We start from the raw sequence: 22,015 nt of genomic DNA, 5'->3' as shown, positions 1-22,015 counted from the left end.
CGGGCTCTCATCGTTGGTGATGACAATGCGATTGGATTATCATCACTGCAAATAATTACGGGTGATGATCCGGATCATCACCCGTGATCATCATGCCGTGATTAAAACCGGAATTGCAGCCATGTTCCCGCAAACATGCTGTCGCCGTAGCCCGCCTGCGTCAGTCCGCCCTTGGCATCGACATATTCGAGCCGGGTAGTCCAGGTGAGGTGGGGATTGATCGCATAGGAAATGTTGGCGCGCAGCAGGTTGGCGGTATGCGCATCGGTCGAGTTCTGGGTGCGCGCATAGGGCAGGCCGGAGGACTGGTAGATCGCGTCGTGTACGTCGTCGCGCCAGAGCATCTCGTACTCCATCTGGACTTTCAGCTTTTTGGTCGGTTGCAGGTTCACCATCGGGGCCAGCGCCTTGAAGTTCGACATGCCGAACGAGACGGACCAGCTCCAGTACGGCACCGAGCCGACCAGGAAATTCGCGGTTCCCAGCGTGCCGTCGCCGAACGCGCCGCCACCCGACGCAAGGTCCGCATGGAAGCCGATCTGCGGCTTCCAGCCCTTGCTGCTCAACTGGACGAGCTGCTTGGTGAAGACCATCGTCGCGTCGATGTCGCGCCCGTCGAAGCGGCCGCTTTGCTTCAGCGCCGTCCAGTCGAAGCTGATCGGGCCACCGCTGCCCCAAAGCCGTGTGCCGTATGTCTCGCGCCGCTCATGCCCGGTCACGCCGCCGTAACTCGCTGCGCGATTGGTATATTGCCACAGGAAAGGGTCGAAGAAGATCTGCGGATCGCCTTTGCCGCCCGGCGGTGTAAGCATGACGCTGGCGGTCACGCCGCGCAGATGGCGGGAATGGTCGGTGGGATCGTCGAAGGCACCGGTGCCGACCGTCACGTAATCGAAATCGAACAGACTGGCGCGCACCCGCTTGCCGGTGATCCAGCCGCGCACGCCATCGAAAGTGACGTGAATATCGGCATTCTCCTGATTGGAGATGATCACCGGTGGGCCGTCGAGAAAGTCCTGCCGCCCGACGCGCACGCCAACGTCTGCACTGCCGATCTGCGTATGGGCATCGACGAAGAGCTGCTGGACGAACAGGTCGTTCTTCACATAGCCGCTGGTTTTGGACTTCTGCACGTTATTGCCGCCGACAAGGCTGCTGGCCAGTTCGCCATAGGCGCGGAAATGGTCCCCGACATGCAGGTCTGCGCCTGCGAAGATGCGCATCAGCAACTGGTCCTGCCGGGGTGAACCCGGAATAAGGCCGGGGTTCGACATCACGTTGATGCGCGGCCGCATCTCGTTGCTGAAGGTGATGTAGGTGTTGCCTTCGGGGTCCAGCGGCACGAACTTGAGCGGATCGAACGGGTCCTTGCGTTTGGATTTGTCACGCAGATACGACCAGTCCTCGGTCCAGCGCGAGAGGTGATAGACCGGGCCGACCGCGCCGCCGAGCCCTTGCGCCTCGAAGGGAAAATCGGTCCTGGCGCCGGGCTCGGGAGCCGGTTCCTGTGCAGAGGGAGGCGCCTTCGCGGAAGCCTGCACTGTTGCCGGGGCGATGGCGGCGACGGCATCGGAATTGACCAGAATGGCGTCCGGACTGGCTGCGCTTAACGCCAGGGGAGCGGTTGTGGCAGCAAGGCCAAGGGCGGTAAGGATCATGGTTTTGTCACGTCTTTCAGACATGTGCCGCCCCGGCGCGCGCTGTGCAGCGGCGCCCGGTCAGGCGGTGGGCAGATACGAGTTCAGGTGATGGGCGCGAACTGCGCGTCAGATCGGCGGGGATAGCCCCGCGAAAGCTCGTCTTGGCATGGTGTCCGACGGCGGCAGCCCTTGCGAAGGGGCTGTCGAATGTGCCGGGTCTGCTGCGGCGCTATGCGCGGCCATGGACCTCTCCCGTTGTATCGGCCTTTGTGACCGGTTATGCTGCCAAGTCTGTCGCCGCCTTGCGCAAACTTCCAATAATGATGGATTATCCCGCCGATCAGCCGAAGTGATCGCTTTCCGGCGCTTTCGCGATGCTTCGGGGCGTTGGTCCGAGGCTTGCGCAAGGCAGGGTGTTGCAATCGTCGAAACAACCCCGCAATAGTTGCGACCGGTTCCATTCAGGGTCGTGAGGGCGGCCCGCCACCTGCCAAGGATCGCATCCCCATGAAATCAGTCGCAATGGGCGGGGCGCTTGTCTCGCTCGCGTTCGTCCTGTCGGCCGCAGCCCCTGCGCCGAAGAATGCCGATGGTGTGACGCCCGACATGATCCAGACCGGATCGGACATCACTGGGACGTGGAAGCAGCCGCAGGATAACTTCGATTACGTCCGCCGCGAGATCATGATCCCGATGCGCGATGGCGTGAAGCTGCACACCGTGGTGATGATCCCCAAGGGCGCGCACGATTTGCCGATCCTGCTGGAGCGCACCCCTTATAACGCCAGCGGCTTCTCGAACACGGACAGCCCGCACATGGCCGACGCGGTATGGTCGGGCAACAAGGACTGGGCGGACGGCAGCTATATCCTTGTCTGGCAGGACATTCGCGGCAAGTACGGCTCGGAAGGCAAGTACGTGATGACGCGCCCCACCATGGGCGTGCTCAACCCGAGCAAGACCGACGACACCACCGATGCTTATGATACCATCGACTGGCTGGTGAAGAACCTCAAGGAAACCAATGGCAACGTCGGCATGATCGGCTCGTCGTATGACGGCTGGACGGTTGCCATGGCGCTGCTCCATCCGCACCCTGCGCTGAAGGCCGCTGCGCCCGAAAGCCCGATGATCGATGGCTGGATGGGCGATGACTGGTATCACTATGGCGCCTTCCGTCAGGTGAACCTCGACTACTTCACCGGCCAGATGACCAAGGCGGGCGAGGGGCAGGGCATCCCGCGCGCGAACTATGACGATTACCAGAACTTCCTCGAAGGCGGTTCGGCCGGTGACTATGCCGAAAAGAACGGGTTCAAGCAGTTGCCCTGGTGGAACCGCTTTGCCGCGCACCCGGCCTACGATGCTTTCTGGCAGCTTCAGGCGCTGGACAAGCAGGTTGCCGCGCACCCTTCGACCGTGCCGACGATGTGGCTGCAGGGCCTGTGGGATCAGGAAGACATCTATGGCGCCGTCCACGCTTTCGAGGCGCTGAAGCAGGCCGGTTACGGGGCCAACAACCACCTCGTGATGGGGCCTTGGTATCACAGCCAGATCAACCGCGACGGCAACGAACTGGGGCCGCTGAAGTGGCCGGGCAACACCACGCAGGACTTCCGCCGAAACGTGATGATCCCTTGGTTCAACCACTATCTGCGCGGCACGCCGGAGCCCAAGCCGCTTCCCGACGCGATGATCTACGATCCGGTGAACAAGCACTGGGACAGCTTTGCCGACTGGAAGCCCGCCGACCAGCAGGCGCTTACCCCGTTGTATCTACAGGCGAACAACGGCCTTGCCTTCGCCGCGCCGAGCGGTGGCGGAGACAGCTATGTCTCCGATCCGGCGAAGCCCGTGCCGTTCCTGCCGCTGCCGATCCCGGCGAAGAACGATCGCTGGCGCACCTGGCTCGTCACCGACCAGCGCTTCGCCACTGCGCGGCCTGACGTGGTTTCGTACACGACGCCGGTGCTGACCAAGTCGGTGAAGCTGGAAGGCGCGCCGATCGCGGATATCTTTGCGCGTACCACCGGGACGGACGGCGATTTCGTGGTCAAGGTGATCGACGTCTATCCGGGCACTGATGCCAGCAATCCGGAAATGGGGGGTATCAGCTGCCGATCTCGCTCGACATCTTCCGTGGGCGCTATCGCAAGAGCTTTGCGAACCCGTCGGCAATTCCCGCGAATGAAGTGCAGGAGTACAAATTCCGACTGCCGACCGTGAACTACGAGTTCAAGCCGGGGCACAAGATCATGGTGCAGATCCAGTCGAGCCTGTTCCCGGTTTATGACCGCAATCCGCAGACTTACGTGCCCAACATCCTGTTCGCCAAGCCCGCCGATTACAAGGCGGCGACAGTGACGATCGAGCACGGGCCGCAGGGGCAGAGCGCCGTGCTGCTGCCGGTGGTCCCGGCCTCGACCGCGACAAATTAAGTCGCTGAAAAAGCAGCATGAAAGGGCCGGAAAAGCACGCCGCTTTCCGGCCCTTTTGCGTGTCGGGCAGAAACCGGCCTAAACGCGTCTAGAGGGGGTCTAGACGGGGCTAGAGGCACCCTGGCGGGTTCCAGCGCTGCCCTGGGCATCGAATGCGGGCAGCACGCGCGCGCGACATTCGCCCAGGCCGATCGGCACCGCACCGGGGGCCTGTGCACGCGCGCTCAGCACCACTTCGTCACCGTCTTCGAGGAAGGCGCGTGTCTCGCCGGAGGGCAGGGTAAGGAGATCAATTCCGCCGCGCGTCATCTCCAGCAGGCTTCCGCATCCGCCTTCATCAGGTCCCGAGATCGTGCCGGTGCCGAGCAGGTCGCCGGGGCGCAGGTCGCACCCGTTCGAGGTGTGGTGCGCGATCATCTGCGCCATCGTCCAGTACATCGCACCGGCACTCGCGCGGCTGAGGCGCAGCGGCACATCGCCGTGGCGTCGCATCCGCTCGCTGGTGAGGTTGGCTTCGAGCGTGAGCGCAAGGGCGCCGCGCCGGGCGTCCTCTTCGTCATGCAGATGCGGCGGCGGGGCTGGGTCGCCTTCGGGGCGCGGTGTTTGCGCGGTGAGGAACGGCGCGAGAGCCTCCAGCGTCACCACCCAGGGCGAAACCGAGGTGTGGAAGCTCTTGCCCAGGAACGGGCCGAGCGGCTGGTATTCGAAAGCCTGTATATCGCGCGCCGACCAGTCGTTGAGCAGGCCAACGCCGACCACATGCTGCGCCGCTTCGGCAATCGGGATCGGCTGTCCGGGCGCATTGCCGGGACCGACCCACAAGGCCAGCTCCACTTCGTGATCGAGCCTTGCCGTCGGTGCGTACGTGGGCACATCGGCACCTGCGGGAAGCACCAGTCCGCGCGGGCGGATCACCGGTTCGCCCGAGACGCGGACAGAGGAGGCGCGTCCGTGATAGCCGATGGGCAGGTGCTTGTAGTTGGGCAGCAGAGGATTTTGTGGGCGAAACAGGCGACCGACCGCTTCGGCATGATGAATGCCGACATAGAAATCGGTGTAGTCCCCGATCCGTGCGGGCAGATGCATCGTGCAATCCGCAGCCGGGGTGAGCAGCGGTTCCACCATTTCGCGGTAGGACAGGTCGCTGAGCAGGGCGCTGATGCTGTGGCGCAGGGCCTGTCGTTCGCGGGCGGGCAAGGCAAAGATCGCATTCAGCGTGTCCTGGCAGGCCGCATCCTGTGCCGCAGCGGGCAGGAGATCGGCCACGGCGCAGGCAGCGAGGTCAAGCACTGCGGCGCCAATGGCAACGCCGATGCGGGGAGGCCCCGCGGGCGGGGCGTAGACGCCCAGCGGCAGGTTCTGCACCGGAAACTGCGCATGGCCGTTCGCGCTTGCGACCCAACTGGTGCGCTTCGGGTCATGCGTGGCATCGCGCAAGGGCAGCGTCATGCCTTGCCGCCCTCGGCAGGCGGCGGCACCTGCGCTTTGGGAAAGTCCTGCCAGCAGCTGTCATAGTCGTGCTGCAAGCTGGGCCCGGTCATCGCCCGGCGGCTGGGGCGGAACACGAAGCGGCTCTCGAACATGAAGGCCATCGTATCCCTGTAGCGTACCGGTTCGAGCGCGGCCTTGCCCGCAGCGGCATGCGTGGCGGCATCCGGCCCGTGCGCGGACATGCGGTTGTGCAGACTGGCCCCGCCGGGCACGAAGCCGCCGCCTCCTGCCTTGGCCGCCTTGGCATCGTAGGCGCCTTCGATCAGCCCCATGAACTCGCTCATCACGTTGCGGTGGAAATAGGGCGGACGGAAAGTGCCTTCGGCCACCGACCAGCGCGGCGGGAAGATCACGAAGTCCACGCCCGCCACCCCCGGCGTATCGCTGGGCGAGGTCAGCACAGTGAAGATCGACGGATCGGGATGGTCGAACGTCACCGTGTTCATCGCATTGAAGCGGGTGAGGTCATAGCGACAGGGGGCAAGGTTGCCGTGCCAGGCGACGACATCGAACGGGCTGTGGCCAAGCGTTGTGGTCCACAGTCGGCCCTGAAACGCCTGCACCAGTTCGCAAGGGGTGTCATCGTCCTCGAAGGCGGCGGCAGGCGTTTCGAAATCGCGCGAATTGGCAAGGCCATTGGCACCGATGGGGCCGAGTTCGGGCAGGTGCAGCGGCGCGCCGTGGTTCTCGCAGACATAGCCGCGCGCCGGGCCCTCGGGCAGCTCGACACGGAAGCGAAGTCCGCGCGGGATCACCGCGATCTGCAGGGGCGCGACCGTGATCGCGCCCATCTCGGTCACGATATGGAGCGCGCCGTGTTGCGGCACGATCAGCCATTCGCCATCGGCGCTGAAGAAAGCGCGGTGCTCCATCGAGCGGCCCGCCGCATAAAGATGGATGCTGCATCCGGTGCCTTCGTGGGGATCGCCCGCGCGGGCCCAGCTGACGAGGCCATCGACGAAATCGGTCTCGCCCACAGGTGGCAGCGGCAGGGCATCCCAGCGCAGCCGGTTGGGGCTGGCGGGGATGGCATCGAACGCGGCATCGCCGAACTGGTCACGGCTGAAATTGACAGAATCGGGATCGGGGGCCCCGCACAGCAGCTTCCACGCCGCGTGCTGCGCGCTGGGGCGCAGGCGATAGAGCCACGAGCGGCGATTGGCATGGCGCGGAGCCGTGAAAGCGGTGCCCGAAAGCTGTTCGGCATAGAGCCCGAACGGGGGCACTTGCGGGGAATTGCGCCCGATCGGCAGGGCGCCGGGCACCGCCTCGCTGGCGTGATGGTTGGCAAATCCGGTGAGCATTGCGGCTGCCGGGCGCGTGCCGGCGGCCGGCCGATCGGGCGCCTGTTCGTTCGCCTGTTCGCCCACGGGCTCGGCCGTTTCGGGCCGGGTTTCGCGGATCATGATCCTCTCCTTGTTTTATAAGGGAGAAGATAGCGCGCTTGCGGGGAAGGTCGAGGGGCGTTTTGCGATCGTGCCCGACCTGAAAAGGCGCCGGCACCGTGCGGGTGCCGACGCCTTCGTTGGGGTTGGAAAGATCGTCCTTAGAAGCGGTAGTCGCCCTGCAGGCCGAAGTAGTTGCCGTTCTTGCCGCCGTTGTCCTGGAAGGAGTTGCTGGCGGCGAAGTAGGTCTCGAACAGGCGGAACGAGAGGCGCTTTGTGGCCTGCCACGAGGCTTCGAGGTTGAGATCGGTGCCGATTGCGCGGCTCGATGCATAAGGCGCGAAGCTGGCCCCCGTGGGGCCGATGTAGACGCCGTCCGCCTTGGTGTTGCGCCACAGGAAGTCCGGGCCTGCCATGATCGTGACGGCAGGAGTCGGCTTCACCGTGACCGAGGGGTAGAGGTCCATGATGTTCGAGAAGTTGAAGAACGCGGCCTCGCTGAACAGCGGCAGGCGCGGCGAGGCGGCGACGAAGGTGTTCGACTTGCCGTCGTTCGCGTGCTTGTCGCCCGAGAACAGGTTGGCGCGCAGGCCAAGGCGGGGCTTGAGGGCGCTGTCGTTGAAGGTGTAGCCGCCTTCGAACATCACGCCGTAAGCCTCGATCTCCTGCCCGGCGAACGTGCCGCTCTGGTACGTGCCTTCAAGGTCGATATCGACGGTGGCATTGCGCTTCCACAGGCGCGCGCCCCAGTTGTTGCGATCGTCGCGGCCGGTGCCGGTGCGCAGCGTCGCGGTGTCGCGATCCATCTCGTACCAGTAGACGTCGGTGCCGAAGCCTGCCAGACGATTGGGCGCGCTGATGTAGACGCCGTGGAAGTCCTGCGTGTGGTTCGGGCCGTCGTCGAAAGTGCCCGGCTTGATGTTGACCGGCTTCACCGCGAAGGCCTGCACCGAGACCTTGCCCGGCAGGATCCAGGTGCCCTCGATACCCTGATAGGTGAAGCGCATGTCGAGCCCTTCGCGCACGCCGGCAAGCTTGCCGTTGCCCAGCGGCATCTCGAAGCGACCGGGGCGCAGGGTGATCTTGCCGGCATCGCCCAGCGGGATCGAGACGTCGACGAAGGCCTGATAGATGTCCACGCGGTCGCGGTTGGGCTTGGTGGCGAACTCTTCGCCGAACTCGCGGTTGTCGCCCAGTTCGATATAGGCGCGCACGTTCTGGCCCAGGTGCAGGTCTGCCAGCAGGCGCAGGCGCTGCTGGAGCAGGGTGTTGTCGTCCCCTGCGGTGCGGCCCAGCGCCGAGTGCGACCACGCAGTGTAGTATTCGCGCACTTCGCCGCCCAGCGTCAGGTAGATGTCGTCATGGTCGGGCACGATCGAGATGTGCTTGATCTTGTCCATGATCGGCGCGTCGGCGGCAGGCTTGGCCGACCAGTCCTCGGTCCAGCGGAAGGCCTGGGGCAGACCCTGCGGGCCGGTCTGGCCGCCGGGCATCGCCTGCGCGGGCTTGGCCTGCGACTTGGCAGGGCGCACGCCGGCAACGGATTGACCACTGAGCGGACCGCCGGTGGCTGCCTGGTCCTTGCTGTCCGGTGCCACCGACTGGGCTTTGGCGGTGCCGGCAGTGACGGTGGCGAGCGCGAGCACGCCTGAGGCGAGCAGCAAGGTACGAGATGCGTGACGACGCATGGGTATTCTCTCCGAAAAACTTGGCCGAAAGGCTCAATTGTAAGCAATTGGATTTTTAGGTTGTTGCCGGGGCAGGGCGGCCCTTGGCGGTCCTGCCCCGGAAGGTATGTTCAGGCGATCGGGCGCCTGCTCTTATGCAATCGCATCCTCGCGGTAGCGCAGCAGCGACAGCGCGATGCCGCCGACCAGCGTGCCGCAGGCGAGGATGATCGCCACCAGCGATAGCGAAACGCCGTTGGCGAACAGCAGGCCGCCCAGGATCGGGCCGAGGGCCGCGCCCGCACGGCCTACGCCGATGACCACACCGGTGCCGCCAGCGCGCAGCTGCGCCGGGAAGCTCTGCGCGATCACCGCATAGAGGCCCGCGGTCGCACCGTTGGTGAAGAAGCCGCCGATGCAGGCGATCAGCGAGAGGCCGCCCAGCGTCGTGAAGCCCTGGCCGAATGCGGCGACGGCGACGAAGCCCAGGAACATCGAAGCGATGACGACCGGACGGATGCCCATCTTCTGCGACAGGATCGAGGCGGTGATCGAGCCGATCGCGCCGCCGACGTTGGCCCACACCAGCACGCCGCCCGCCATCGGGGGCGCAAAGCCCAGATCGACGACGATCTTGGGAATCCACTTCATCAGGAAGTAGAAGCTGAGCATGTGCGCGAAGTAGGTAAGCGTCAGCAGCAGCGTCACGCTGCGCATGCCGGGGGCGAAGAAGTCCCCGAACGAGGCGCGCTTCTTGCTTTCATCGACCGGCGGCAGCTCGGCCAGCGGCGCGCGCCCTTGCGCAACCATCGTGCGGTTGATCTTCTCCAGCGCACCCTTGGGGCGCTTGGTGACGAGGAAGGCCATCGTCTCGGGCACCAGCCACAGCGTCAGCGGGATGAACAGCGCGGTGAGCGCCGAGCCGAACTCGAACACCGACTGCCAGTGCCCGGTCGCACCCAGTACGAACGAGGCGAGCGAACCGCCGACGATGGCGCCCATCGGGAAGCCGCCGGCCATGATCGCGACTGTCAGGTTACGACGCTTGGCGTTCGAGCATTCGGCGGCGACGGCGTTGGTCGCGGCCAGCATGCCGCCGATGCCAAGGCCCGTGAACAGGCGATAGGCCGAGAGGATTTCGACGTTCGTGGCGGTCGAGGCGGCCAGCATGCCCAGCGACATGATGACAAGGCAGCCCAGGATCGTCGGGCGACGGCCCACGCGGTCGGCCAGGTTGCCCAGAATGAAGGCGCCGATGCCCATGCCGAACAGTTCCATCGACAGCACGAGGCCCAGCGCAGCGCGGTCGATGCCCCAGTCCTTGGCAATGCCGGGGGAGGCGAAACTGATTGAAAGTACGTCGAAACCATCGAGTGCATTGAGTGCAGTTGCAATGGTTACGGCGAGAACCTGCTTATAGTGCATCGGTTCGCGCGCAACTATGGCGCGGGGATCTTCCATGCCCTTCTCCTGTAAATACTATCTCGCGCCCTTCTCAGGGTCTTGGGGGCGCGGGCCTTGCGGCGACACATGTTGTTGTTTGTTCGATGGTGTCGCGGCCCCCCGCTTCACCACGTCTTGCAATCAGAAACGATTACAGCGGCAATAGCCACCGGTCGTTGCGCAAAACGAGGATATCATAACGATATGTGATGATCATAATCACCCTCCTCACCGGCTAAGGCTTTTCGCCTTGCGCATTCGGCAGTGTCGTGAGGCTTGAAGCCTTATCCTGCCTGTTGCCCGGTGCATGGGGCAGGGGGTACAGAACGTCCATGTCGGATTCTCAAAATAGTTTGGACTTTTCGCCAAACCTGAAGGGTTCTCCGGTCGGCAGTGTCAGCGCGGCCACAGTGCCGCGCTATGTGCTGTATGGAGAGGCCGGTACGCGTGGCGACTGGTTCCTCAATGTCGAGCGGCTGGAGCGGCGCGGGCGCGAGCGTGGCTGGGTGATCGCGCCGCACACGCATCCGCGCTTCACCCAGATCGCGCTGTGCGTCGAGGGCGGCGGCGAGTTCACGCTGGAAGGGGAGATGATCCCGTTCGAGGCGCCGTCGGCCATCGTTATCCCGCCCTACCGCATCCACGGCTACCGCTATTTCGAGGGCTCGCGCGGGTGGGTGATGACCATCGAGAACAGCTATCTCGAAAGTCTGCTGGTGCGCGCGCCCACCTTGCGCCGGATTGCCGGGACCCCGGCGGTGTTCGGACTGGGCGAGGGCAGCGCGGCACGGATCGAGGCGGAACTCGCCCGGCTGGGCGGCGAGCTGGACCAGCGCCGCGAGGGCTCGCAGATCGCCGCCGAACTGCACCTGCAATCGGTGCTGCTGATGCTGATGCGCGATCGCGGCGAGGCGCAGGGGGGCGAGGATACCGCGCCCGCGCTGGGATCGCGCCATGCGCTGGTCGACCGTTTTCGCGAAGTGGTGGAGGCGCGCTATCGCGAACAGCCCTCGCTGGTGGAAGTTGCCGGGCTGCTGGGAGTAAGCGCCTCGCAGCTTCGCCTCGCCTGCAAGGAAGTGACCGGCGCCTCGCCGATCTCGCACGTCCACGACCGTATTCTGGCCGAGGCCCGGCGCTGCCTCGCCTATACCGGCATGAGCGTGAGCGAGATCGCCGAATGGCTGGGCTTTACCGACCTGCCCTATTTCTCGCGCTTCTTCGTGCGCGGCACCGGCCAGACCCCCAGCGCCTTCCGCCGCCGCCAGCAATTTGGCAGCGATGCCCCCGGCGCCAAGGCGGAAATCGACGCGGTGCCGTGAGGGGAAGAGGGCGGCGGGTTACGCCCCGTTGTGGACGTTAAAATCCTGTCGTCATCCCAGCGAAAGCTGGGATCGCTCTCGGCATTATGTAACGATAGCGGGATGGGTGGCTGGACCTAGATTCTTGCAAACAGGCCACATGGCGTCCTGTATATCGGAGTGACCAGCAATCTTGCGTCGCGGATGATGCAGCACCGTGCCGGAAACGGATCGGCATTTTGCCGGAAGTACGGCGTCACACGCCTGGTGTTGGTGGAGAAACACGCCGAGATAATCGCCGCCATGGCCCGAGAGAAGGCACTTAAGGCATGGAGGCGTGAGTGGAAAATCGAACTCATCGAAAAGCATAATCCCGGATGGTGCAATCTGTTCGAGCGCCTCATTTGACCGAGAGCGATCCCAGCTTTCGCTGGGATGACGGCATTATGAAAACGTCAGCTAACCACCTATTGTTGCCGTCGCCAACCTGAACGTGTTTCAAGATCTAACAGGCCTGTTGTCCGACTGCGGATTTGCTGATTTCGCATTTGCGCGTGCGGCGGTGCCCGCCATATCGCCCTTTTGCGCCCTTCGATCCAACATTTCGCCCGCGTGAAAATTTGTCGAGCACGGGGGTTGAGTATAATTAGTTAGCGTTCTAAGTAACCGCCCCGTGAATGACCGCCGCAGACTCGAACGCGCCCTGACGATGCGCATTGCTCCCATCGGGCGGGCCTGGCAGCTGCTGGCCAACGTCGAGCTGGAATCGCTGGGCGTGTCCGAATCGGAAGGGCGCGCGCTCGTCTATCTCGAAAGCGGCGAGCCGGGGATGCGGCAGGGCGATCTCGCGCGGATCACCGGCGTCACCGAGGCGTCGATCGCACGCACCGTCAAGCATCTGGAAGCTGCAGGGCTGGTCGAGCGTGTTGCCGACGAGCACGACGGCCGCGCCCGCCAGCTCAGCCTGACCGCAGAAGGGCTCGAACTCGCGCAGCGTCTCGATGCCCGTCTTGCCCGGTTGCGCGCAGAGCTTCTGGAGGGATTGCCGAGCGAGGCGCTCAAGGGCATGATCGCTGTGTTCGACCAGTTCAGCGCGCGCATTTCCGAACGTCGCGAACAGGTCTGAGGGGGCGGCGGGCGTGACCAGCAGGTACGGCATCGATGCCGCGATCTTTTCGCTGAAGTCTTTCGCGGCGGCGATGCTGGCCGTCTACATCGCCCTGACGATCGGGCTCGACCGGCCGTTCTGGTCGTTCCTGACGGCCTATATCGTCGCCCAGCCGCTGGCGGGAACGGTGGTTTCCAAGGCGCTGTTTCGCGTGATCGGCACGTTCACCGGCGGCTGTATGGCGGTGCTGCTGGTGCCCAACCTCGTCAACACCCCGGTCCTGCTGACGCTGGCGATGGCCGGGTGGCTGGCCCTGTGCGTGTTCGTCTCGATGATGGACCGCACGCCGCGCTCGTACATGTTCGTGCTGGCGGGCTATACCACTGCGATCGTCGCCTTCCCGGTGCTCGACGCGCCGCAGGACATCTTCACCTATGCCGTGCTGCGCGTGCAGGAGATTACCCTTGGCATCGTGTGCGGCAGTTTCGTCCATGCGCTGGTGCTGCCGCGCTCGGTCGCCGGGTTTCTGCTCGGGCGGGTGGACGGCATCCTCGCCGATGCCGAGCGCTGGTCGCTTGATCTGCTGCAGATGGAGCCCGATCCCTCCTATGTCGCCGAGCGCCGTCGCCTCGCGCAGGACGTGACCGAACTGCACCAGTTGTCGGTCCATCTGCCGTTCGAGACGAACCGCATCGCGCCGCGCGTCCGGACGGTGCGGGCCTTGCAGGACCAGCTCTCGCTGCTGATGCCGCTGGGCGCCGCCGTCGCGGATCGCATCGCGGGCCTGCGCGAGGCAGGCGGTCTGCCGGATGACGTGTGCGCCCTGCTGGCCGATACGCGCGGCTGGATCTCGCGCATTGCGATGCCGCGCGAGGACCGTGAGGCCGAGGCGCTCCAGCTGATCGCGCGCTGCCATGCGCTGGAGCCTGCGTTGACGGCGGATAGCGACTGGCGCGCGCTGATGCTGCTGTCGCTGACCTCGCGCCTTGCCGATCTGATCGCCGCGCACCGCGATGCGCGGGCGCTGGCCGAGCAGATGGCGACGCCGGGCCGTCGCCCGGTCTCGCTGCGCGTCGCTGAACTGCTCGAAGGACGGCGCGGGCGCGAGGTGCACCGCGACTATTCCGGGGCGCTGCGCGGGGCGATCGGCGCGTTTTTGACGATGGCGGTCGGCATGGCGCTGTGGATCGGCAGCGGCTGGCAGGACGGATCGACCGGCGTCATGCTGGCAGCGGTGTTTCTGGCGCTGTTCGCGGCGGCGCCCAACCCGATCGCGCCGCTCAAGGCGTTCTTCTTCGGCACCCTGATCGCGACGGTCGTGGGGGGCATCATGGGTTATGCGATCCTGCCGCGGGTCACCAACTGGCCGGAGTTCATCGCCGTGTTCGCGCCGCCGATGCTGGTGCTGGGCTCGCTGATGCATTCGCCGCGCTGGATGGGCATCGCGCTGCCGACGATGCTGGGCGTGGCCAGCCCGCTGCTGATCTCGCAGAAGTATGTCAGCAATTTCCCGGCCTTCGTGAACGGCAACCTGTCCGAACTGGTGGGCATCGCTTTCGCCATCGTCATGGTGCGCCTGCTCCAGTCCGCAGGGGCGGAGGACGCCGTGCGCAAGACCATCCGCATCGGCTGGCGCGAGATCGGCGATCGCGCGAACCTGATGGGGCCGCCCAACGTGCGCGGCTGGATCAACACGATGCTCGATCGCATTGCGCTGCTTTCGCCACGGCTGGTCGCCAGTGGTCTTGGCGGCAATGCGCTCTACGATGCCTTGCGCGATCTGCGGACCGGTGTGGCGATCGGCGAACTGCGCCAGCTGCGCCTTGCTATCGGGCCTGAGGAAGCGGCGCCGCTGACCCGCGTGCTGGGCGATGTCGGCACGTACTATCGCCGCCTCGATCCCGCCGATCCCACGCCGCCGCGCGACGAGCTGCTGCACGATATCGACGCCGCCACCGACGCCGTGCTGGCGCATCCCCGCCCGATGGTGCGCCGCGCCGGCGTGCTGGGCCTGCTCAGCCTGCGCCGCAACCTGTTTCCCGAGGCTGCGCCCTTGCGCGGCCCCGTACCCCCGTCCACCCCGATCCCCCCGTCGCTGACCGGCGAGGGCAACCGGAGCCCCGCATGATCGGCGAGATTTCCCTGTTTGGCGTCTTCATCCCGACGCTGCTGCTGCTGGGCGTACTGGCGGCAGCCGTGACGCTGTTGCTGACGCCGCTCGTCAACATGCTCGGGCTCTACCGGTTCTTCGCCTATCGCGCGCTGGTGGACCTTTGCCTGTTCATCCTGCTCCTTGGCCTGTTCGCCTGGCTTTCCTCCATTATGGGCACCTTTGTATGAAACCCGTGCTTGCCGCCATCGGCCGCAGTGCCGCCACCATCGTCATCGTCGTTATCGCCGTCATCGTCGCCATCTGGCTGTGGCGCCATTACGAGCAGGACCCCTGGACGCGCGACGGCCGGGTGCGCGTGGACGTGGTGCGGGTGACGCCCGACGTCGGCGGTCTCGTCACCGAGGTCGAGGTGCGCGACAACCAGCAGGTCCACAAGGGCGACCTGCTGTTCGTGATCGACAAGCCGCGCTACACACTGGCGCTGGACGAGGCCCAGGCGGGCCTTGCCAGTGCCCGCGCCACGCTGGCGCTGGCCCGCCGCACCTCGCAGCGCGACATTGCCCTGGGTGATCTGGTCGCGGCGGAAACGCACGAGGAGAACGTGGCGGCCGTGCAGACTGCCGAGGCGGCAGTCGCAAAGGCGCAAAGCGCGGTGGACGAGGCGAAGCTGAACCTGTCGCGCACGCATGTCGTCGCCTCGGTCAACGGCATCGTTACCAACCTCGATCTGCATCCGGGCGACTATCTGGCGCCGGGCAAGCAGGCGATGGCGCTGACCGACGAGGATTCGGTGCGGATCGAAGGCTACTTCGAGGAAACCAAGCTGCCGCTGATCCATGTCGGCGCACCGGTGCGCATCCACCTGATGGGCGAGCAGCGCGAGCTGGAAGGCCGGGTGGACAGCATCGCGGCAGGTATCAACGACACTACGCGTTCTGACTCCGGCAATCTGCTGCCCAGCGTCGAGGCGACCTTCACCTGGGTCCGTCTGGCCCAGCGCATCCCGGTCCGTATCCACCTGACCAAGGTGCCGCAGGGTATCGCACTGATCTCGGGTCGTACCGCGACAGTGACGATCGTCCAGCATCCGGTGCAGGGCAAGCCGGTGGCGGCCAAACCCGCCGCCCCGCAGCCCGCCCCGATGCAGACGCCCGCTCCGGCTCCGGCACCTGCCGCCACGGGGGCGCAGTAAGCGATGTCCCGCGCGCGCACTCGCGGCCTGCTGGCTGTATCGGGCCTGGCGGTAGCCCTTGCAGGCTGCGTCGCCGGGCCGGATTATCACCCACCCGAACACTCGGTGGCCAACATGGATACCGCCAAGGCACCGTTCCTGTCTGCCGAGGGGCCGGGCTTCAGCGAGGAGCCGCTGCCCGACCACTGGTGGGAGCTTTACAACAATCCCCGCATTGACGAGCTGGTGCAGCAGGCGCTGGCCGCCAATGCCGATCTGCGCGCGGCGGATGCCAACCTGCGCAAGGCCGATGCGATGGTGCGCGGCACGATGGGCACGCGCGACATCAAGACCGATGTGGTCGCGGCAACCTCGCGCGAACGCAACTACTCGCTGCTCTCGCTGGGCGCGGAAGAGCAGGGCATCACCACGTATACGCTGGGGATGCAGTTCTCCTATCCGCTCGATCTCAACGGCAAGATCAAGCGCGCGATCGAGGGTAGCCTTGCCGATCGCGATGCGGTGGAGGCCGCGCGCGATGCAGTGCGGATCGCCGTCGCAGCGGCGACCACCAAGGCCTATGCCGATGCCTGCTCTGCCAATTACCAGTACAAGGTGATGCAGCGCGTCATCGCCAACCAGCAGTCGACGCTGAACGCGACGATCCGCCTGCAGAAGGGCGGGCGGGCCACCGCGTTCGACGTTACCCGTGCGCGCACGGCGGTCGAGACCACCGAGGCCAACCTGCCGGGCTTCGTCTCGCAGCGACAGGGCGCGCTGTTCCTCCTGGCAACGCTGCTGGGCAAGCCGCCTGCGGAGTATCCCAAGGACGTCGAGACCTGCGATACGCTGCCCACGCTTTCGCAGCCCATGCCCGTTGGCGACGGCGCGGCGATGATCCGTCGCCGTCCCGATATCCGGCAGGCCGAACGCATGATCGCCGGTGACACTGCGCGGATCGGCGTGGCCATGGCGGACCTCTATCCCACCGTTTCCATCGGTGGCGGACTGCTGGCAGGCGGCCAGTATCCGGAGATGTTCTCCAGCACCAACTATGCCTTCGGGCTGGGGCCGCTGCTCAGCTGGAATTTCCCGAACCGGCCGATCGTGAAGGCCAAGATCGACGCGGCGAATGCACAGGTCGATGCCGATATCGCCAAGTTCGATTCCACCGTGCTTTCGGCCCTGCGCGGGGTCGAGGATTCGCTCGACAGCTATGTACAGGCGGAAAAGACCGCCGACGCCCTGCGGCGTGCGGCGGCCAGCGCGGCCCTGTCTTCGCAGCAGTCGGCCAAGCTGATGCGCTTTGGCCGGTCGGACTTCCTCTCGGTGCTGTCCGCGCAGGGCAACCACGTCAATGTGCAGCTGAGCTATGCGGCGGCGCAGGCCAAGCTGGTCGACCGCCAGATCGCGGTGTTCATGGAACTGGGCGGCGGCTGGCAGAACGTGCCGAGCACCGACGAGGACATTGCCAAACGCGCTGTCGCCGCGAAAGCGGCTGCGGACAAGGTTGCTGGCAAGGCCGCCGGTAAGGCTGCAGGCAAGAAGAGCGATGCTGCGGACGCGCCCGATGGATCGTCCGCGCCGTGATGCTTAAAGCCCTGTCCATCATACGGGCGGTCCATCGCGGATAAGGCCCCGTCCGTCCCGTTGACGCCCTTGCGCCATGGCCAAGCGGCGATGCGATCCCGAAGAGGGCGCCAACGATAGCCTACGCAGAGGCCGATCCGGGCCTTGCGACAAAGGGCTACAAAGCGACGGGGAACGGCTTGGGCGCGAGGCCGTTCCTATGCGAAAGTTTTGCGGAAAGGATGTCGGTAAGGCTCGTAAGGACTGACAACAAGCCAGCGAGGACGCCTGCCTGTGCCCATCCGTCGAATGCCCAATGCCGAACCGAATGTTACGATGACCGACGCTGCCAGCGGCGCCGCGCCTGATGCTGTGGCTGATATCAGCCTGTCGCGTCGCGACGATATTGCCCTGTCGCGTCGCGACATGACCGGCCTGATCGGCGCGCTGATCGGTGCGGGCCTGCTGCCCGCGACCGCGCGCGCCGCCGCCACGTCCTCTGCCGCGGCGCCTGCCGTGCCTGCCTACCTCGGCAAACCGGTGGCGTTCAGCTGGGAAGGCCTCGTGAAGATGGCGCGGTCCATGGCGGCCAAGCCCTATGTGCAGCCGCCGGTCTCGCCCACGGCGGCGAAGGACTTCGATACGCTGGCGCGCCTGACCTACGGCACCGCCGGATCGATTGCCCGCGTGATCCGTCTGTTCCCCACCAGCACGGCGGTTGCACCCTATGCGGTCGAGTTGAACGTTGTGCAGAACGGGCAGGCGCGCCCGGTCGTCGATACCTCGGACCTGTTCGTGGGCGGGACCAAGGCCGATATCGCCGGTTTCCGCGTCATGGCCTCGGACGGTCATGCCGACTGGCTCTCGTTCATGGGCGCCTCGTACTTCCGCACCTCCGGTTCGCGCGACCAGTTCGGGATTTCCGCGCGCGGCCTTGCCATCGACACCGGCCTGCCGACGGGGGAGGACTTCCCCAATTTCACCAAATTCTGGATCGAGGAGATCACCCCCGATCGCTTCATGATCCATGCGATGCTCGACAGTCCGCACGTCTGCGGTGCCTTTGCCTTCGACACGCGCAACGTCGATCCCAATGGCGCGGTGCAGGACGTGCAGGCGCAGCTGTTCTTCCGGCAGGACGTGAAGCAGCTGGGCCTCGCGCCTGCCTCCAGCATGTTCTGGTACGACCAGTCGACGCTCAACCGCACCGACTGGCGCCCGGAAGTCCACGATTCGGACGGTATCGCCATCTGGCCGGGCGATGGCGAGCATATCTGGCGCCCGCTGGAAAATCCGCCTTCGGCCCGGATCTTCACGTTTCAGGCGAACAGCCCCAAGGCCTTCGGCCTGCTCCAGCGTGACCAGAACTTCGATCACTATCAGGACGATGGCGGATTCTTCGACCGCCGTCCGAACCTTTGGGTCGAACCGAAGGGAGACTGGGGCGCGGGCACCGTGCGGCTCTACGAGATGCCGACGAACAACGAGAACCAGGACAATATGGCCGCGTTCTGGACGCCCGACAAACCGGTGCGCAAGGGCGATCATATCGCTGTCGCCTATCGCCTGACCTGGACCTCGAAAGATCCCAGCGCCGACGATGCCGCGCGCTGCGTCGATATCCGGGTGGGCAAGGCGGGTGTCGCGGACAGCCCGGCGATTCCCGGCGCCCAGAAGTTCGTGTTCGACTTCGCGGGGCCTTCGCTGACCGGCCTGACGGGCTCTTCGGGCGTCGAGGTGGTGACGAACCTGGACAAGGCACAGCTGCTTTCGACCAATGTCTATCCGGTCTATCGCGGCAACGGCCTGTGGCGCGCGGCGCTGGATATCAAGCTAGATGCCGCCGGTCCTACGGACCTGCGCCTGTTCCTGAAACGCGGGCAGGGCGCGCTTACCGAGACGGTGATCAAGGCGCTGAAACTCTGATCTTACGGTGTACGGCGCGACACTGGAATGATGCCGCGCCGTATACTCGGTTCGCCGCAGTGCAGCGCCAAGGCTTGCAGCGCGGATTGCGCCACAGGCACCGATCGTTATACGAAGGGCTCGGAATTCACCCCGCACCAAGTCCAGGAGAAGTTGCGATCCGTAGCGTCCCGCGCCCGCTGCCCCCGAGCGGACCCGTTCTCGCGTGCGTTGTCGCGCTGTTCCCGGCCGTCGCGCTGTCGCAGGTTGCGCACGCGGCGACGAAGCCCGCGGTCGCGCCTTCGCTGGTGAGCCAGCCTGTCGTGCAGCCTGTGCCGGCCGATGCCGTGCCTGCGCCCGATGCGCTGGTGCCGCTTCCGCCGCCGCCTCCCCCGCCGCCGATCCGCATGCTGCTGCCCGATCCGGTGCCGCAGCTTGTCATCCTGACGCCGCCTGCCCCCGAGCTGCCGGCCAATATCCGCGCGATGCTGGCCGCCGCAGTCGACGCCAACGACGCGAACACCGTGGATGCCATGGTGAAGTTCGCCAAGAAGATCTCGCCCGAGTACAAGGACGATATCGAGGCCATCGGCAAGCGCTATCACGCCGCGCTCGATGCCAGCACGGCAGAGAAGGAGGCCGCACGCAAGGCCAAGATCCGCGCGGCAGGCATTTTCGAGCTGTGGAAGGGCTCGGTCGAGCTCGGTGGAAATGTCACTTCGGGCAACACCAGCCAGGTCGGCATCTACACCAATGTCTCGCTCAAGCGGACCGGCATCAACTGGGAGCACGTCATCACGATGTCGGGCACCTACAGCCGGACCAGCGGCGTGACCGATACCGAGCGTGCGCTGGCGGCCTATCAGCCGCGCTACAATATCGATGCCAACAACTACATCTATGGTCTCTCCCAGTTCGAGCACGATCTGAGCCTGGGCTACCGCCAGCGTTATACGATCTCGGCCGGTGCCGGTATCAAGGCCGTGAACCGCAAGGATCTGACCATCGATCTCAGCGTCGGTCCGGCAATCCGTCATACCGTCTATTACGAGGACGACATGACGACCCGCCTTGCCGCACGCGGCAGCGCGAACATCGCGTGGATGCCTTCCAAGACGGTGACGCTGAAGGAAGCGCTGGCAGTCTACCTCGAAGCCGGGGCGACCACGGTGGCATCGGAAACCTCGGTGGAATCGACGCTGTTCGGCCCGCTCAAGAGCAAGCTGTCGTACAACATCAACTATGAAAGCAACCCGTCGGACGGGGCCAAGACGACCGATCGCATCGCCAGGGCCTCGCTGATCTACAGCTTCTGATCTGGCCGCCCGGATCGCGGCCATCCCATCTTCGGTGCTTGCCCTTCTCGGGATTTGTCCGCAAGGAGGCAGGCCGGTGCATAGAGATGCACGAAGATGGATAATCTGAGAAGGGGATGGTGATGGCAGCGATGATGGGGGCGGGCGGTACTGCGCCCGACAGTGGCGAGGAAGTGCCCGGCGGACACGTCGATGCGCCCAGCCTGCGCTGGTTCGTGATGGCCCTGTTCTTCATCTTCGGCGGTATCACCTCGCTCAACGATGTGCTGATCCCGAAGCTGAAGGAACTGTTCACGCTCAACTACGCCGAGGCGCTGAGCGTGCAGACGGCGTTCTTCGCGGCCTATGCCATCGTCGGCATTCCCGGCGCGATGATCGTCAAGAAGGTCGGCTACATGCGCGGTGCGGCGATCGGCCTGCTGACGATGATGGCGGGCTGCCTGATGTTCATTCCCGCCTCGTCGAGCGCGACGTTCCCGGTGTTCCTGGCCGCCATGCTGGTGCTGGGCGCGGGCGTGACGATCGTCCAGGTGGTCGCCAATCCGCTGATCTCGCTGCTGGGACACCCACAGACCGCCAGTTCGCGCCTGGCTTTCGCGCAGGCCTTCAATTCGATCGGCACGACGATCTTCCCCTACGTCGGCACCATCGTGATGCTGGGCAGCCTTGCCAAGGTGGACGCGAGCAAGCTGACGGGCGAGGCGCTGACCGCCTATCGCGTCGCCGAAACCGCTGCGATCGAGCACTCCTATCTGGGTCTTGCCGCGGCGCTGCTGGTGATCGCACTGGTCGTGTGGTTCAACCGCAACCGGCTGAAAGGCGAGCGGCACGAGGGCGGATCGGTGTTGGCCAGCTTCGGCCTGCTGGCGCGCCCGCGCTTCGGGTTCGGCGCGGCCTGCATCTTCCTCTATGTCGGGGCCGAAGTCGCCATCGGTTCGCTGATCGTCAACTACATGATGGAAGGGCGCGTGCTGGGGCTGAGCGAGAGCGCGGCGGGCAAGCTGATCCCGTTCTACTGGGGCGGGGCGCTGGTCGGTCGCCTGATCGGTTCGGCGCTGTTGCGCGTGGTCAATCCGGGCAAGATCCTGGCCTTCAATGCGGTGGTCGCCATCGTCCTGCTGCTGGTTTCGACCCACACGGGCGGCCAGGTTGCCGCGTGGAGCTATCTGTCGATCGGCCTGTTCAACTCGATCATGTTCCCGACGATCTTCAGCCTGGCCAGCGAAGGCCTCGGCAAGCGCGCGGCGGACGGTTCGGGCGTGATCTGCGTGATGATCGTGGGCGGCGCGGTGATCCCGCCGCTGACCGGGCATCTGGCTGATATCACGCATAGTCTGGCGCTGGCGATGGCTCTGCCTGCCCTGTGCTATGCCCTGATCGGCGCGTATGGATGGTTCGCGCGCCGTCCGCTGGTAGCTTCGGCCTGACCTTCTAAGGGCCGGGCCGTGAACCGGCTTAGGCAAATATCAAG

The 22,015-nt window shown here is 65.3% G+C and carries 15 protein-coding genes and 1 pseudogene; 11 read left to right on the top strand and 5 right to left on the bottom strand.

Annotated features, from left to right (window positions below; genetic code table 11):
* Positions 1 to 101 precede the first annotated feature (101 nt).
* The gene (locus CI805_RS13175; RefSeq protein WP_260924108.1) at positions 102 to 1,658 is read right to left on the bottom strand and encodes an alginate export family protein; all 1,557 of its coding nucleotides are present in this window, start codon (positions 1,656 to 1,658) and stop codon (positions 102 to 104) included.
* A gap of 504 nt (positions 1,659 to 2,162) precedes the next feature.
* Between CI805_RS13175 and CI805_RS13170 the strand changes: the two are divergent.
* Positions 2,163 to 4,078 (top strand): annotated as a pseudogene (locus CI805_RS13170) (CocE/NonD family hydrolase).
* 99 nt (positions 4,079 to 4,177) lie between these two features.
* Here CI805_RS13170 and fahA read toward each other — a convergent pair.
* From fahA to CI805_RS13150, 4 genes are all read right to left on the bottom strand, one after another.
* The gene (gene fahA / locus CI805_RS13165; protein ID WP_260924105.1) at positions 4,178 to 5,527 is read right to left on the bottom strand and encodes a fumarylacetoacetase; all 1,350 of its coding nucleotides are present in this window, start codon (positions 5,525 to 5,527) and stop codon (positions 4,178 to 4,180) included.
* A complete protein-coding gene (hmgA, locus tag CI805_RS13160; RefSeq protein ID WP_260927984.1) occupies positions 5,524 to 6,873 on the bottom strand; it encodes a homogentisate 1,2-dioxygenase in 1,350 nt (449 codons plus the stop codon). Before hmgA ends, fahA begins: the two co-directional genes overlap by 4 nt.
* A 242-nt stretch (positions 6,874 to 7,115) precedes the next feature.
* Positions 7,116 to 8,642 (bottom strand): alginate export family protein, encoded by a 1,527-nt coding sequence (locus tag CI805_RS13155; protein WP_260924102.1) that lies wholly within the window; start codon positions 8,640 to 8,642, stop codon positions 7,116 to 7,118.
* 132 nt (positions 8,643 to 8,774) lie between these two features.
* Positions 8,775 to 10,082, bottom strand: a complete 1,308-nt coding sequence (locus CI805_RS13150) for an MFS transporter (protein ID WP_260924100.1) — start codon at positions 10,080 to 10,082, stop codon at positions 8,775 to 8,777.
* Between the two features lie 335 nt (positions 10,083 to 10,417).
* On the opposite strand from CI805_RS13150, the gene CI805_RS13145 reads away from it, so the two are divergent.
* The 10 genes from CI805_RS13145 to CI805_RS13100 all read left to right on the top strand — a co-directional run bounded on the left by CI805_RS13145 (position 10,418) and on the right by CI805_RS13100 (position 21,971).
* On the top strand, positions 10,418 to 11,383 hold the full coding sequence (locus tag CI805_RS13145) for an AraC family transcriptional regulator (protein WP_260924097.1): 966 nt from the start codon (positions 10,418 to 10,420) through the stop codon (positions 11,381 to 11,383).
* Positions 11,384 to 11,503: 120 nt separating this feature from the next.
* Entirely contained in the window at positions 11,504 to 11,770 is a 267-nt protein-coding gene (locus CI805_RS13140) for a GIY-YIG nuclease family protein (RefSeq protein WP_260927983.1), read from the top strand.
* 301 nt (positions 11,771 to 12,071) lie between these two features.
* On the top strand, positions 12,072 to 12,488 hold the full coding sequence (locus tag CI805_RS13135) for a MarR family winged helix-turn-helix transcriptional regulator (RefSeq protein ID WP_260924094.1): 417 nt from the start codon (positions 12,072 to 12,074) through the stop codon (positions 12,486 to 12,488).
* A gap of 73 nt (positions 12,489 to 12,561) precedes the next feature.
* A complete protein-coding gene (locus CI805_RS13130) occupies positions 12,562 to 14,598 on the top strand; it encodes an FUSC family protein (protein ID WP_260927982.1) in 2,037 nt (678 codons plus the stop codon).
* Complete coding sequence (locus CI805_RS13125) at positions 14,595 to 14,810, top strand: DUF1656 domain-containing protein (RefSeq protein WP_260924092.1); 216 nt, start codon at positions 14,595 to 14,597, stop codon at positions 14,808 to 14,810. Before CI805_RS13130 ends, CI805_RS13125 begins: the two co-directional genes overlap by 4 nt.
* Positions 14,807 to 15,775, top strand: a complete 969-nt coding sequence (locus CI805_RS13120; protein ID WP_260924089.1) for an HlyD family secretion protein — start codon at positions 14,807 to 14,809, stop codon at positions 15,773 to 15,775. Before CI805_RS13125 ends, CI805_RS13120 begins: the two co-directional genes overlap by 4 nt.
* A 3-nt stretch (positions 15,776 to 15,778) precedes the next feature.
* Positions 15,779 to 17,344 (top strand): efflux transporter outer membrane subunit, encoded by a 1,566-nt coding sequence (locus CI805_RS13115; RefSeq protein ID WP_260924086.1) that lies wholly within the window; start codon positions 15,779 to 15,781, stop codon positions 17,342 to 17,344.
* Positions 17,345 to 17,659: 315 nt separating this feature from the next.
* Positions 17,660 to 19,249: a glucan biosynthesis protein gene (locus tag CI805_RS13110; RefSeq protein WP_260924083.1), complete on the top strand. Its 1,590-nt coding sequence runs from the start codon at positions 17,660 to 17,662 to the stop codon at positions 19,247 to 19,249.
* Between the two features lie 287 nt (positions 19,250 to 19,536).
* A complete protein-coding gene (locus CI805_RS13105) occupies positions 19,537 to 20,544 on the top strand; it encodes a YdiY family protein (RefSeq protein WP_260924081.1) in 1,008 nt (335 codons plus the stop codon).
* 122 nt (positions 20,545 to 20,666) lie between these two features.
* Positions 20,667 to 21,971 carry a sugar MFS transporter gene (locus CI805_RS13100; protein WP_409934900.1) on the top strand — a complete coding sequence of 435 codons (1,305 nt, stop codon included), beginning with the start codon at positions 20,667 to 20,669 and terminating at the stop codon, positions 21,969 to 21,971.
* Positions 21,972 to 22,015: the final 44 nt, after the last annotated feature.

Source organism: Novosphingobium sp. 9 (assembly GCF_025340265.1).
In the GTDB taxonomy this organism is placed as follows: Bacteria; Pseudomonadota; Alphaproteobacteria; order Sphingomonadales; family Sphingomonadaceae; genus Novosphingobium.
The sequence above is the reverse complement of the archived record's forward strand: the minus strand, read 5'-3'. Positions and strand labels throughout refer to the sequence as shown.

What these genes read in the sequence shown, in the direction of transcription:
- CI805_RS13175 (WP_260924108.1), bottom strand. Translation starts at nt 1,658, where the DNA reads ATGATCCTTACCGCCCTTGGCCTTGCTGCCACAACCGCTCCCCTGGCG.
- fahA (WP_260924105.1), bottom strand. Translation starts at nt 5,527, where the DNA reads ATGACGCTGCCCTTGCGCGATGCCACGCATGACCCGAAGCGCACCAGT.
- hmgA (WP_260927984.1), bottom strand. Translation starts at nt 6,873, where the DNA reads ATGCTCACCGGATTTGCCAACCATCACGCCAGCGAGGCGGTGCCCGGC.
- CI805_RS13155 (WP_260924102.1), bottom strand. Translation starts at nt 8,642, where the DNA reads ATGCGTCGTCACGCATCTCGTACCTTGCTGCTCGCCTCAGGCGTGCTC.
- CI805_RS13150 (WP_260924100.1), bottom strand. Translation starts at nt 10,082, where the DNA reads ATGGAAGATCCCCGCGCCATAGTTGCGCGCGAACCGATGCACTATAAG.
- CI805_RS13135 (WP_260924094.1), top strand. Translation starts at nt 12,072, where the DNA reads ATGCGCATTGCTCCCATCGGGCGGGCCTGGCAGCTGCTGGCCAACGTC.
- CI805_RS13130 (WP_260927982.1), top strand. Translation starts at nt 12,562, where the DNA reads ATGCTGGCCGTCTACATCGCCCTGACGATCGGGCTCGACCGGCCGTTC.
- CI805_RS13125 (WP_260924092.1), top strand. Translation starts at nt 14,595, where the DNA reads ATGATCGGCGAGATTTCCCTGTTTGGCGTCTTCATCCCGACGCTGCTG.
- CI805_RS13120 (WP_260924089.1), top strand. Translation starts at nt 14,807, where the DNA reads ATGAAACCCGTGCTTGCCGCCATCGGCCGCAGTGCCGCCACCATCGTC.
- CI805_RS13115 (WP_260924086.1), top strand. Translation starts at nt 15,779, where the DNA reads ATGTCCCGCGCGCGCACTCGCGGCCTGCTGGCTGTATCGGGCCTGGCG.
- CI805_RS13110 (WP_260924083.1), top strand. Translation starts at nt 17,660, where the DNA reads ATGACCGACGCTGCCAGCGGCGCCGCGCCTGATGCTGTGGCTGATATC.
- CI805_RS13100 (WP_409934900.1), top strand. Translation starts at nt 20,667, where the DNA reads ATGGCAGCGATGATGGGGGCGGGCGGTACTGCGCCCGACAGTGGCGAG.